At 42.6% G+C, this 13214-nt stretch carries 10 protein-coding genes; all 10 read left to right on the forward strand.

From position 1 onward, the window contains the following. Position 1 precedes the first annotated feature (1 nt). The 10 genes from KS2013_RS02875 to KS2013_RS02920 all read left to right on the forward strand — a co-directional run bounded on the left by KS2013_RS02875 (position 2) and on the right by KS2013_RS02920 (position 13214). Positions 2-1849: an AMP-binding protein gene (locus KS2013_RS02875; protein ID WP_068989466.1), complete on the forward strand. Its 1848-nt coding sequence runs from the start codon at positions 2-4 to the stop codon at positions 1847-1849. A gap of 9 nt (positions 1850-1858) precedes the next feature. Then, positions 1859-2128: a phosphopantetheine-binding protein gene (locus KS2013_RS02880; RefSeq protein ID WP_068989469.1), complete on the forward strand. Its 270-nt coding sequence runs from the start codon at positions 1859-1861 to the stop codon at positions 2126-2128. Continuing rightward, complete coding sequence (locus KS2013_RS02885) at positions 2121-3179, forward strand: 2Fe-2S iron-sulfur cluster binding domain-containing protein (RefSeq protein ID WP_068989473.1); 1059 nt, start codon at positions 2121-2123, stop codon at positions 3177-3179. The genes KS2013_RS02880 and KS2013_RS02885 overlap by 8 nt, the downstream gene beginning before the upstream one ends. Positions 3180-3230: 51 nt before the next feature. Continuing rightward, positions 3231-5576, forward strand: a complete 2346-nt coding sequence (locus KS2013_RS02890; protein ID WP_068989478.1) for an efflux RND transporter permease subunit — start codon at positions 3231-3233, stop codon at positions 5574-5576. A 21-nt stretch (positions 5577-5597) separates the two neighbouring features. Beyond that, a complete protein-coding gene (locus KS2013_RS02895; RefSeq protein ID WP_068989481.1) occupies positions 5598-6782 on the forward strand; it encodes an alkane 1-monooxygenase in 1185 nt (394 codons plus the stop codon). A 20-nt stretch (positions 6783-6802) separates the two neighbouring features. Then, complete coding sequence (locus KS2013_RS02900) at positions 6803-7588, forward strand: outer membrane lipoprotein-sorting protein (protein WP_068989483.1); 786 nt, start codon at positions 6803-6805, stop codon at positions 7586-7588. Between the two features lie 22 nt (positions 7589-7610). Continuing rightward, positions 7611-8579 (forward strand): beta-ketoacyl-ACP synthase III, encoded by a 969-nt coding sequence (locus KS2013_RS02905; RefSeq protein ID WP_071890107.1) that lies wholly within the window; start codon positions 7611-7613, stop codon positions 8577-8579. 222 nt (positions 8580-8801) lie between these two features. Then, positions 8802-10715: a DUF1302 domain-containing protein gene (locus KS2013_RS02910; RefSeq protein WP_068989487.1), complete on the forward strand. Its 1914-nt coding sequence runs from the start codon at positions 8802-8804 to the stop codon at positions 10713-10715. Between the two features lie 32 nt (positions 10716-10747). Then, positions 10748-12112: a DUF1329 domain-containing protein gene (locus KS2013_RS02915; RefSeq protein ID WP_068994351.1), complete on the forward strand. Its 1365-nt coding sequence runs from the start codon at positions 10748-10750 to the stop codon at positions 12110-12112. 67 nt (positions 12113-12179) lie between these two features. Then, entirely contained in the window at positions 12180-13214 is a 1035-nt protein-coding gene (locus KS2013_RS02920; RefSeq protein WP_068989490.1) for a WD40/YVTN/BNR-like repeat-containing protein, read from the forward strand.

Consider the following 13214-nt stretch of genomic DNA (forward strand, 5'->3'; position numbering starts at 1 on the left):
GATGTTTCAGTTTAGTACATTTAAGAAAAAAGATACTTCGTTCAAAGTCTATAATTCAATTGATAGCGTTGCCGATATTTTTGATGAACAGATGCTGTCATACAGCAAGTCTATTGCTATTCGTTATGACAATGGTACGACGTATGAATACTTGAACTTCGAAGAGTATCGTCAAAATATTAAAGCCATGATTCAATTCCTGGCAACTCAGGAGTGTGAGCAAAAAGTTATTGCCACCTTGTGTAAAAACCGCCCGGAATGGGACATGACGTCGATGGCGACATTTTACACGGGTAACATCATTTTCCCTTTAGACACAAAGACCAATGATGTTGAGTTAAAGCATTTATTAACAATGAATGCCCCTGAATATATTTTAACTCCACGTTCTCAGCTGGAGCGGGTTCGTGGATTTATTGAAGAGCTTGAACTACCGACGACGATTATTTTGGCCAACAGTTATGAGGTTTTCGAAGACCTTGGATTTGAGCCTGCTGGGCTAAAAGATGGTGAGCTATCGACTAAGGCTATTGTCGAGCAGTCTGATGACAATGTAACCGTGGTTTCGAGTCCGCTGTTAAAGCAAAAGGATACCGTATTAGGGCACTACCCAACGTCGGGTACCACCAGCTTGCCAAAAATCGTTCAAATTACTCACGGCAATATCGTTGCGGAAGTTAACGAAGCGGTTGATGTTATTAATCTTCGCTCGAATGAAGAAGTACTGAATATTGGTCCTTATACCCATATTGCGACCTTGGTTGAGTTTCTGATGACTAAAACCAGAGGTTTTACAGTGACCTACTTCACTCGCGAGCCGGATGAAGATGAAGTTCTTGAAGATGAAATTAAGAAACTCAAAAAGTTAGGCATACGTATTAAAGCCTTGATGGCAGTTCCTAAGTTCTGGATTTACGTTCTAAAAGAGCTACTGGAAGAAATGAAGGATAAGCCAGTACTGCGTAACTTATACAACTACCTCATCAGCATCGAAAAGAATGCCAATCTTCATGATATCGGTACGCTTGATAAAGCCAAGTTAACGGCTATGAGAACTTTGCTGCGAAATAAGCTTGGTGGCTACTTTAGCTATGGGGTTTCATCCTCTATGAAACTCGATGGTGCTCTGGTCGAAATATTTGGCAAGTTGGGTATTACTGTCATTGATATTTATGGTGCTACCGAAGCCTGCGGCATTATAGCCCGTAATAAACTTAATGATGTTAAAGCCGGTTCCTGCGGAAAAATTATTAAACCATTGCAATACCGTTTGGCCAACATGGTAGATATCCCTGGCATGAAGCAGGAAGTGGGTGAGTTGCAGATTAAGGGTGACACTATCATGCACTCTTACCTTGGTATGGAAAAGTCTGCCCATCTCGATGAGGATGGTTACTATAGTACGGGTGATTTATGCTGGTTAGACGATGAGGGATATTTATATATAGTCGGCCGTCAAAAGGAATTGACGCTTTGGGATGACGGTACTTATATAGATCCTCAGCACCTTTCCAACATTATGGTGCGAAGCATATTCATTAAAGACGCTTTAGTGACTCGCTTAAACCCGGACGATGATTATTTGAGTGTTTACGTTTACCCGGATTATAAACGCTTACAAAAAGATAAAGAGTATCAAGAAGATCTAAAAGCAGGTTTGTCTGCACAGGAAGCTCTAAGAAAACGTATTGAGGAAGCTATTGATTATGCTCAGTCAATCGTTGATATAACGCCAGAGTTGAGCAAGAAAACCATTTATATTCTGCCGAAAGCTTTAGAGCGCACTCCTACTCATAAAATTAAGTTCTTATTCGAGCTTGAGCGCCTACACTTAGCAGAAGAGATATAGGAGTCAAGGATGACATTCTTATACAAGCTAATAGTACTTTGCCAGGAATACGAAATTATCCCAAAGGATAATATCGAACAGCAGTTGGATGCCGATTTATTAGAGGCGGGTATCATAGACTCGATGGGCGTTGTTTTATTTCAGGAATTGCTCAGTGAAAAATTTGATATTGATGTGCCGACTGAAAAATTCATTATTGAACTTCGGACATTAAGAGCGATATCAGACTATGTTCAGCTCCAGCTAACGGAAGAAGAGTTGGAGTTGGCCTGTGCTTAAACGATTCTTCCAACGAAAGCCTGCAAAAGAACTCAGTTGCGAAATAGTTAACTCAGGGTTTGCCTTTGATTTAGAAGCAAAGGCAACCATACTTCAGTCGGCTATGAGCGCGGGTATTGAAATGCCGCACAACTGTCAGGTGGGGTCGTGTAAAGAGTGCTGTTGTAAGTTAGTTGATGGAGAAATTAAGTCACAGGTTGAACTGGATTACTTATTTGATCAAAGTGAAATTGAAGCAGGATATTTTCTGCCCTGTCAGTCGATAGCTAAAAGCAACTTAGTGATCGAAACACTTCAACCTGTGGAAAGTGAAACTTCAGGTATAGATGCTGTAATTGATTCAATTTCTGACTTAACGCCGAAGATCAAGCGCTTAACACTGACAACGGAAAAACCGATTCAGCCGAGGGCAGGTCAATATTGCAACCTAACAATCCCACAGTTAGAGCAATATCGCTCTTACTCATTTTCTCAGCAGGATGATACTGACAAACGCTATTCATTCGATATAACGCTTCACGATAACGGCCAGGTCTCCCTCTGGCTTTTAAACCCAGAAAACGTTGGTAGAAAAGTTGGTGTGTCTACTCCTAAAGGTGACTTTTCCCTTATGAGAGAAAAGGGTCCTTTATTGTGTATAGCTGCTGGAAGTGGTCAGGGTGCGCTATTAAATATTCTGAAGCAGAGCACTGAGAAGCTAGCGGGACGTAATGTGCTTTTTTTGTGTAGTACCAAAAGTATAAGTGAGCAGTATATCGAAGGCGAGCTGAAAGGATTATCCAAAACTTTAAATATCACTCATATCCCATTTATTACTCAATCGAAAGTAGATGGCATGACGAATGTTAGACAGGGAAGGGTAACGGGACATCTTAAAAATGAGCTGGAGAATTGGGCTGACAATAATCCAAAGGATAGTGACTTTAGAGAGTGGAGCGTACTTCTATGTGGAGCACCGGGATTAATTGATAACTCTTTAGCAATATTAGATCAGATGGGTTTCGATAAAAAAAATATTTCATACGACAAGTATGAAATTTCTGGAGGGTAATGGATAGAGGTTTTGGCCTTTCCAATATCATAAAATTATTAGGACTATATTATGTTTTTAAAATTTATTGAGCGGGTCTCTTTAAAATATTCATGGTTAATATTAATAGCCGCCTTGTTGATTAGTTTTGCATTTGGTGCGGGAGTTAAAAACTTCACCTTTAGTAATGACTATAGAGATTTTTTCAGTGAGGAAAATCCCCAGTTGGCAGAATGGGAGGAGCTACAAAAAGTCTACTCTAAGACAGACAATGTACTTTTTGCTTTAACCTTTGAACAAGGTGATGTTTTCGCTCCAGAAAAATTAAAAGTCATTCAGGAGTTGACCGAAGCATCTTGGAAAGTACCGCATGCCACTCGTGTAGATTCGATTACAAACTTTCAGGATATTAAAGCCCAGGGTGACGATCTGTTAGTCGATGATCTAGTCGAGTCTGGTATGACTTTGGACAAGCAGCAACTAGCTTATATTCAAAAGGTTGCAACAGAACACCCCCTTTTAGTAAATCGCCTGATTAATCCTCAGGGAACGACTGCCGCGGTTAATGTCACCACATTATTATCAGAGAAACCACGTGCTCAAGTACAGGAAATTGGTGATTATGTTTACCAGTTAGCCGACGAATTTAGGGCTAAGTATCCTAACCTTCAAATTCATATTTCCGGAGCTGTTCCTTATAACTACGCATTAACAGATGCTTCAAAAGAAGATCTTAAGTCTGTTATGCCGTTAATGTATTTAGCTGCGTTAGTATTGCTGGGTTTATTGCTACGAACCATCGGTGGTGTCTTTGCAACCTGGATAATGATTTTAATTTCATTGATCGCTAGCATGGGAGCTGCCGGTTGGGCAGGTATCACTTTAATGGCTCCCTCTCTGAGCGCACCGACCATTATTATGACTATGGTAGTGGCAAACTGCGTCCATCTACTTGTTACTTTCTACCAAAAATTCAAGCCTGGCGTGGATAAAAAAGACGCGATTCTGGAAACCTATAAAATCAATATATCCCCTGTGATTGTGACTAACATTACTACGGCGATTGGTTTTCTAACTATGAACTTTAGTGATGTTCCTCCTTATCGGGACTTAGGAAATATGGTTGCGGGTGGCTTAATTTTTGTAGTGCTTTTCAGCTTGTTTGTATTGCCTGCGATTATGAATATCTTTCCGCTTAAACCAAAAAAAGCGAAGAGCCAGGGTGGCGGAGTATATGCCAAGCTAGCTGACTTTATCGTGACTAAATATAAAGTCGTGATGCTGTCTTTTGTATTCCTGGCGACTTTTATGGCACTAGGTGTTAGCAAGCTAGAGTTTAACGATAAGTTTGTTGAATGGCTTGATGATCGCTATGAGTTCAGACAGGACAGTGACTTTATTAATGATAATTTGACTGGCTTATACCGTCTGGACTGGTCTTTAGAGTCAGGCGAAAACAATGGCATTTCTTCTCCTGAATACTTGCAAGTTCTAGATGGTTTTACTGACTGGGCAAGAAGCCAGGAAGGTGTCGTTCATGTCCACAGCATGATAGATATTTTCAAAGAAATGAATATGAAAATGCATGGTGGAGATCCTGCCTACTACCGTGTACCTGAATCTAAGCAGTTGGCTTCACAGTTATTACTGGTTTATGAACTGTCTTTACCTAAGGGACTGGACTTAACTAACACTGTTAACATTTCCAAGTCGGCAACCAAGTTTGTGATACGAACCAGTAATATGGATTCACAGGAGCTTTTAGCGCTGGAGAGCCGAGCCGAGGACTGGTTAGTTCAAAATGCGCCTGAAAGCATGGTTAGTGAAGCTGCCAGTACCAGTATTTTATTTGCCAACATTTCTAAGCGAAACATTCAGGCTTTATTGGGTGGAACGTTAATTGCTTTGGCACTTATCTCTATTCTGCTTATAGCGCCTTTAAGAAGCTTTAAATTTGGTGTAATGAGTTTAATTCCCAATTTATTGCCAGCACTTCTTGGTTTTGGAATCTGGGGGCTTCTGGTTGGCCAGGTTGGTCTTGCAATATCAATTGTAGTAGGCATGACACTGGGTATTGTGGTTGACGATACGGTGCACTTCTTGAGCAAGTATCTGCATTATCGACGCGAACGAAATATGACAACACCCGAGGCCGTTAAGGAAACTATTATTACGGTAGGGCCTGCTCTGTTTGGCACTACGGTGATCCTAGCTATGGGCTTTGCCATGTTAGCAACTTCAGGTTTTGAGATTAATTCCCAGATGGGGGCTTTGACAGCCATCACTATTGTTATTGCATTTATCGGGGACTTTTTCTTATTGCCATGCTTAATGATGCTGTTTGATCGCTCTACGCAAAAAGTGGAGAGCGAGCAGCCGGTAGTTGAACAAAAACCTATAACCGAAACTGGTTCTTAACGAAAAATAACAGGTTAAATCATGAAAGATTATCTTAAGTACAGTTATTTACTACTGCTATTTATGCCATTGACGGCGGTCTGTGTATTGGCTGGTGGCTGGTGGAGTTTATTAGCTCCAAATGTAGTCATTGCATTTCATCTTATATACGACAACTTATCATCACCGGACGTAGATACCCGTCCTGTCAAATATAAGAGCATTTTAAACTTTATGCTGTACATGCATCTACCAGCCTCTTTGGGACTCGTTTTTCTAGTCACATGGCAAGCAACACCCGGAGACTTCCTGGGTTTTGGTGCCTGGCTTTCTGAGCTTGTTTCAGTTGATTTATTGCAGGCCCACAATGAACTAACACTAAGTCAGTTATTGTCCTCAGCATTTGCCGTGGGTTTTATTTTGAGTACTAACACTCTGGTGGGACATGAGTTAGTTCATCGCACAAGCCATAAGCTTTCGATGTTTGTTGGGCGCTGGTTATTGGCGGTCGTCGGTGACGCTCAGTTTTCTATCTCTCATGTATATGCGCATCATTTAAATGTGGCTACTCATGAGGATGCTGCGACGGCCAGACGTGGTGAATCTCTGTATGCATTCTTTTTCCGCTCGAGCATAGGCCAGTACTTTGAGTCGTGTGAGATTGAACGTCGACGTCTGAAGAATCGGGGAAGCTCTTTCTGGTCATGGAAAAACAGAGTACTGACTGGTGCTTTGATGACTTTCGCTATTATCGGCTGCATGGTGGCAATAGCTGGCTGGATTGGTTTATTGGTCTATGTCGTATTATTTCTTACATCAAAGTTTCTGTTTGAGACAGTTAACTATATAGAACATTACGGCTTATTGCGTGAAAAGGGTACTAAAGTGGAACCCAAACATAGTTGGGACTGTAATACCCGAGCTGCTTCTTATGTACTGTATAACTTAAGCCGACATTCAGATCACCACGCTCGTGCAACAACCCCATTCTGGGAGTTAGAAGCTCATCCTAATGTGATGGATCTTAAATATGGCTATATCGCTCATATGATGCTGGCCATGGTCCCGCCTTTATGGAATCAATACACAGCACCAAAACTTGCTTATTGGGATCAAAATTTGGCGACAGAAGCAGAATTGGAATTAGCTAAGAAGTCCAACCTGGATAGTGGTAAACGTATTTTTAAACAAAGTCCTTCGGTAGAGCTTGCTGAAGAGAATAAATAAAAGATTCATTAGGAGTTGGTATGAAACTGATTAGTATCGTTACATCATTAGTAATTGCTATTGGTGTAAACACATCCATGGCCCAGACTGATAACAGTAAGGGTTTAGAGATTATGACTGAAGTGGATGTTCGAGATGAAGGCTTTGAGGATTTCAAAGCGCAGATTTCTATGGTGCTTGAAGATAACGATGGAAATAAAAGTACGCGTTTGATGGAAGTCAAAAATCTGGAAGTCAAAGATGATGGTGATAAGCGTCTGTTAGTGTTTAAAGAACCGAGTGATGTATCCGGGACAGCGCTGCTGACTTATTCTCATATATTAGAAGATGACGAGCAGTGGCTGTTTTTACCTGCCCTGAAACGGGTTAAGAGAATTTCCTCCAGCAACAAGTCAGGACCTTTTGTGGGAAGTGAGTTTGCCTATGAAGATATGCTGTCCCAAGAAGTTGAGAAGTATGATTACAGCTATATTGGAGAGGAAGTCATCAATGGCCAGGACTGTTATGTTATTGAGCGAAAGCCACGTTATGAAAGCTCAGGTTATAACAAGCAAAAGGTGTGGGTTGATAAGGAGCATTTTCGATATCAGAAAATAGAGTATTACGATCATCAGGACGCTCATCTTAAAACGTTAGTGCTAAGTGACTATCAGCAGTTCCTGAATAAATACTGGCGTGCCAAGAAAATGGTTATGACCAATCATCAAACGCAAAAGAGCACAGCTATGTACTGGAAGCAGTTTTCGTTCAGGAATGGCTATGATGACAGTTCTTTTACTAAAAGCGTTTTAAAACGCAGTCGATAACTGAGAATTAAGGGACTGAATTGTGCAGTTATACAGCAAAATAAAGGGAGTTGGCAGCTATGTTCCTTCGCATGTGGTTTCAAACTACATGCTGGAGGAAACGCTGGATACCAGTCATGAATGGATTGTGGCGAGAACCGGTATTGAGGAGAGAAGGATTTCCTCCGATACTGAATCATCGTCATTCATGGCGATTGAAGCAGCGAAAAAAGCTATAGCTGCAGCGGATATTAAGGCGCAAGATATTGATATGGTCATTGTTGGTACCACCACATCGACTTATGTCATGCCAAGCACTGCATGTGAGGTAGCCGCAGGGCTTGGAATCTCGGGAGCGACGGCCTTCGACGTTGCAGCAGCCTGCTCAGGCTTTATATATGCGGTTAGCATCGCGGATAAGTTTATCAGAACCTCTGAGGCAAAGTGCGTACTAGCCATCGGAGTTGATCGTTATTCTCGTCTATGTAACCCGGCGGATAGAAACACCAGTATATTGTTTGGGGATGGTGCAGGTGCTTCTATTATAAGGTTAAGTGATACTCCCGGTATTGAGTACACGGAGCTCGGTTCCGACGGTGGTAAAAGCGATATCTTAACGGCGAAGAATCAGGAACGTCTGCCCTTCATAAAGGAAAACGACAATTCCTATTTGCAAATGCAGGGGCAGGATGTCTTTAAGAGTGCTGTCAGTAAGTTTAATGAATTAATCGACAGCGTACAGAACAAAAAAGGGATTCATATCGAGGATATCGATATGTTAATTCCTCACCAGGCCAATATTCGTATCATCAACTCGGTAGCAAAGCGTTATAAACTGCCAGATGCTAAGGTTTTTTTAAACGTTCAGAAATACGGCAACACCTCCGCTGCCTCGGTTGCTCTGGCACTGGATGAAGCGATGCAAAGCGGCCATATCAAAGAAGGGAGTAGGGTGCTAATGCTGGCTTTTGGAGGCGGTCTAACTTGGGGAAGCATCCTCGCCACTTTTTAAATAGTCATAAAACCAGGGAAGGTTGATTCCATGAAGCAAACGAAGTTTTCACCTAAAAAACATCTGTTTAGCCATCCAAATCCTACTCTCCGTTATATTTCTTGCTAAAAAGTGCGCATTATTGATAGTATGCAAACTAGCAAGTGGTATGACGTCTTGAAAAAGTCGCTTACGGAATCGTGTAATAAATAGCTAATTCCTGTCGATGGGGGAAGGAATTGTATGAAAAGAAATAAACCAATAATGACCTTGTCAAAGATTGCAGCCGGTGTCTCAATGGCTTTCGCTGCTTCTGCTTCGAATGCTGTCAGTTGGGATAGCGAAAACTTCGAATATAGCTTTGACACAACCCTTTCAGTGGGCGCGAGCATGCGTGTTGAAGAGCGTGACCGTGGCTTAGTGGGTAAGGCTAACTTGTACCAACTGGAAACAGGTATGCCTATTACTACTTTATATGGCTCGGGCGTAGTTCCAGACGGTGCTTGGTCCAATAACTCTGACGACGGTAACTTAAACTTCAACAAGGGAGATTTCTTCTCTCAAGTAGCCAAAGGTACTCATGAACTTGATATTCGTCATAAAGATGGCGATTACGGCTTATTCGCACGTGGGCTTTGGTACTACGACCGTGTGCTGATGGACAAAGAGCTTCGTTTCCGTGACCTAGATACTTATCCTGAAGGCGCTTACGCTGCTGGAGAGACAACTGCTCGTAAAGAGCAGGGTTATGATGCCCGTATGCTGGATGTCTATGCCTGGTCGACTTGGGACCTGAGTGACTACAGCATTATGCAGGTTCGACTTGGTGAGCAGGTAGTAAGCTGGGGTGAAAGTACTTTCATCCAGCACAGTTTGTCAGAAGCAAATGCAGTCGATTTACGTACCTTACGTAATCCAGGTGCAGAACTGAAAGAAGCCTTCATTCCTTCGAGTATGTTATGGGCTTCAGCAGAGTGGATCAGCGATAGTGGCAGCAGTTTAACACTTGAAGGTTTCTACCAATTTGAGTGGGAGCCAGTGCGTACTGATGAGCCAGGTACTTACTTCGCAACACGAGATTTCTTAGGCCTTAAAGGTTCTGAAGTACACCTTGGTTTTGCTCAGTTCCCAGAAGGTCAGCCAGGTACTGTCGCTATCCGTAGCGAGACTCGTCCGGCTGATGATGATGGTCAGTATGGTATGAAAGTTGGTTACTTTACTGAGATGGGAACCGAATGGGGTTTCTACTACATGAATTATCATAACCGTCGCCCAATCATTTCAGCTAACGCAGCTGATCAGACGGGTACGGTTTACGGCTTCCTTGAATACCCTGAAGATATACAAATGCTGGGTATCAGCATGAATACGGCAACAGATAGCGGTATTTCGGTCGCTGGTGAAGTGTCTTACCGTATTGATGAGCCACTACAGGTTGATGATGTTGAACTTCTGTTTGCAACTCTGGAGCCTATTGGACAAGTACCAAGTGGTACTAGCCAGGTAGCAAACGGTGTTGGTCTGGGTGAAGAAATTTCAGGTTATCGTTTGCATGATACCATTCAGGCTCAAATGACCTTTACGAACTTGCTTGGTCCAGTGTTTGGTTCCGATCAGACAGCACTATTGCTAGAAGTTGGTATGAACCAAATCCTTGATATGCCAGATAAGAGCGAACTGCGTTATGAGGCAGAAGGTACTTTCCGTTCAGGAAACCCTGATCGTGCAGTTGATGCTAACGGTAACGGCAGAGTAGGCGGTGTATTTGAATTAGCACCTCCTGGCTCCACACCATGTGGTTTCACTAACCCAGCGACGGGTGATCGTGTAACTACCGAGTGTGAAGGCATGTCAAGTGGCTTTGCTGATGAGTTCTCATGGGGCTACCGCCTTGCGATGCGCTGGGATTATAACGATGTATTCAGTGGCTGGAACATGAAGCCTCGAATCGTATTCCAGCACGACGTAAAAGGTAATACTCCTGCCCCAATTTCGAACTTCTTAGAAGATCGAAAGTCAATTGCTCTAGGTACAAGCTTTGACTACCAGGCCCGCTGGAAAGTCGACTTTGCTTATAATGTATTCATGGGTGCTGAAGACAGAAACTTAATCTCAGATCGTGATTATGTATCTCTGGCACTAAGTTACTCATTCTAATAAAAGGGTATTAACAGTTTATGGCTAAGATAATGAATAAATGGTTATTGACGAGTGCAGTCGCTTCAGTACTCTTTTCCGGTGTAGCTACTGCAAAAGTTTCGGCAGAAAAAGCGGCAGAGCTTGGCGGCGACGTTTATACCCCTATGGGTTCAGAAAGATCTGCAAATGCTGATGGCTCTATTCCTGAGTGGACGGGTGGTATCCAAGAGGTTCCTCCTGGCTACGAAGTCGGTGACCATCACCCAGATCCTTTTGCTGATGATAAAGTTCTGTTTACTATCACTGCGTCAAACTATAAAGATTACGAGGAGTATTTGACTCCTGGTCAGGTGGCTTTATTTAAAACCTATCCTGAGAACTACAAGATGAACGTTTATACTACCCGACGTTCAGCTTCGTTCCCACAGCACGTATATGACGCTATCAAGGCTAATGCTAGTCGTGCTGAATTAATTCAGGGAGGTAATGGTATTTCGGGTGCATCAATTGGTGTTCCTTTCCCATTCCCTGAAAATGGTTTGCAGCTTATCTGGAACTCGTTAACTCGTTACCGCGGTGTATCAGTAGAACGCGAAGTTGGTCAGGCAATGCCTCTGGCGGATGGTGATTATGTGTTGGTTAAGCTGAAAGATGAGCTTCACCACATCTATAATGAGCCAAATATGACGCCGGAAAAATTGGCTGAGGGTAACGTTCTATTCCTTTTCCGCCAAATCGTTGAAGCTCCAGCTCGACTGGCAGGTACAGCACTACTTGTACATGAAACAATGGATCAGGTTAAAGAACCACGTAAGGCGTGGACTTATAACCCAGGCCAAAGACGTGTACGTCGTGCTCCTAACGTAGCGTATGATGCTCCAGGTACTGCCTCGGATGGTTTACGTACGACTGATGACTTTGATATGTTCAACGGTGCACCAGATCGTTATAACTGGACAATCAAAGGCAAGAAAGAAGTTTACATCCCTTATAATAACTACAAGCTACACTCTGATGAAGTGGAGTATGATGAAATCATTAAGCCGGGTGTAATTAATCAAGAGTTAGTGCGTTATGAAAAGCACCGCGTTTGGGTATTGGAAGCGAATCTTAAAGAAGATACCCGCCACCAGTACAAAAAGCGTGTGTTCTACATTGATGAAGACAGCTATCAAATCGTAGCTGAAGAAATGTATGATGAGCGTGATGAACTATGGCGTGTGGCTATGGCTTATCCTATAAATTACTATGATGTACCAACTTTATGGTCGACTCTGGAGACATACTATGATCTTCCATCAGGTCGCTATTTGGTCATTGGTTTGGATAACCAGGAAGACATGTACAACTTTGAAGTTGAATTCAATGCATCACACTTCACACCATCGGCCCTGCGAAGAATTGGCCGCCGATAGTGTCTACGTTCATAGCGGTCGGGTTTACCGGCCGCTTTGCTTTTAACCTCATTAAATTACCTTGCAAATGAAAACTGTCCTACAACTTATTTACGTTAGCCTGTTAATAGTCGCATCTTATGCTGCTCAGGCTAAACCAGCCGTGATTGCTCCGAAAGCCGACTCATCTCTACTTTTGGATGTGGTAAAAGTCAGTGACAACCGGCTTATTACTGTTGGTGAAAGAGGCCATATTCTCATTTCAGAGGATGATGGTAGTTCTTGGCGCCAGGTTGAAGTACCTGTCGACGTAAACCTGACTGCAGTGGACTTCCTTGATGAAAAACATGGTGTCGCAGTAGGTTTTGATCAAACCATCTTGCTTACTGAAGACTCTGGCGAAACATGGACTATCAGTCATCAGAAAGTATCTAATTATCAGCCTGCTTTATTTAGTGTGCTTTATAATACTCGTAACCGAATTACTGCTGTGGGCTCGTATGGTCTATACCTCGAAACTTCAGATGGTGGAGATACCTGGAATACTCGTGAAGTTGCTAGCCTGAGTGATGTCTATGATGGCTTCAGTCATTTTTATGATTTAGAAAAGCGCTCTGCAGATACTTGGTTTATAGCCGGCGAAAAGTACATCGCTGAGGCAAATGATGAGGGAGAGGAGTTTAGCAAAGGAATGGTAGCTGTGACACATGATGCTGGCCGTACGTGGAAAAAGTTGAACTCACCTTATGAAGGCTCCTTCTTTGGTATATCTGTTACTGACTCCGGAATTTATGTATATGGGTTACGTGGTAACCTGTTTCACTCAGTCAATGAAGGTGAGAGCTGGAATAAAGTTATGCTGAAAGCCAAGTCAGGAAAGGTGGAGTCTGGATTGCATGATATGCTAATTACACCTAACGGTACTCTTGTTTTGGTAGGCACGGCCGGGGCTCTGATTCGAAAGCAGAATGAACAGGTTACTGTTGCTAAAAGAGCAGACCTTAAGGGAAGGGCTGCTTTACTGAATTTAGGGGAAGAAAATTATATTATCGTTGGTGAGGGTGGTGTAGAAAGCTATACACCTGACGATAAAGACAAAGAATCTGCATTGAAAGGTCAATAA

Origin of the sequence: Kangiella sediminilitoris (assembly GCF_001708405.1) — a bacterium.
In the GTDB taxonomy this organism is placed as follows: Bacteria; Pseudomonadota; Gammaproteobacteria; order Enterobacterales; family Kangiellaceae; genus Kangiella; species Kangiella sediminilitoris.

Bases quoted from the DNA above. Each gene is read 5' to 3' on its own strand.
- KS2013_RS02915 (WP_068994351.1), top strand. From the start codon at position 10,748: ATGAATAAATGGTTATTGACGAGTGCAGTCGCTTCAGTACTCTTTTCC.
- KS2013_RS02890 (WP_068989478.1), top strand. From the start codon at position 3,231: ATGTTTTTAAAATTTATTGAGCGGGTCTCTTTAAAATATTCATGGTTA.
- KS2013_RS02910 (WP_068989487.1), top strand. From the start codon at position 8,802: ATGAAAAGAAATAAACCAATAATGACCTTGTCAAAGATTGCAGCCGGT.
- KS2013_RS02875 (WP_068989466.1), top strand. From the start codon at position 2: ATGTTTCAGTTTAGTACATTTAAGAAAAAAGATACTTCGTTCAAAGTC.
- KS2013_RS02900 (WP_068989483.1), top strand. From the start codon at position 6,803: ATGAAACTGATTAGTATCGTTACATCATTAGTAATTGCTATTGGTGTA.
- KS2013_RS02895 (WP_068989481.1), top strand. From the start codon at position 5,598: ATGAAAGATTATCTTAAGTACAGTTATTTACTACTGCTATTTATGCCA.
- KS2013_RS02880 (WP_068989469.1), top strand. From the start codon at position 1,859: ATGACATTCTTATACAAGCTAATAGTACTTTGCCAGGAATACGAAATT.
- KS2013_RS02920 (WP_068989490.1), top strand. From the start codon at position 12,180: ATGAAAACTGTCCTACAACTTATTTACGTTAGCCTGTTAATAGTCGCA.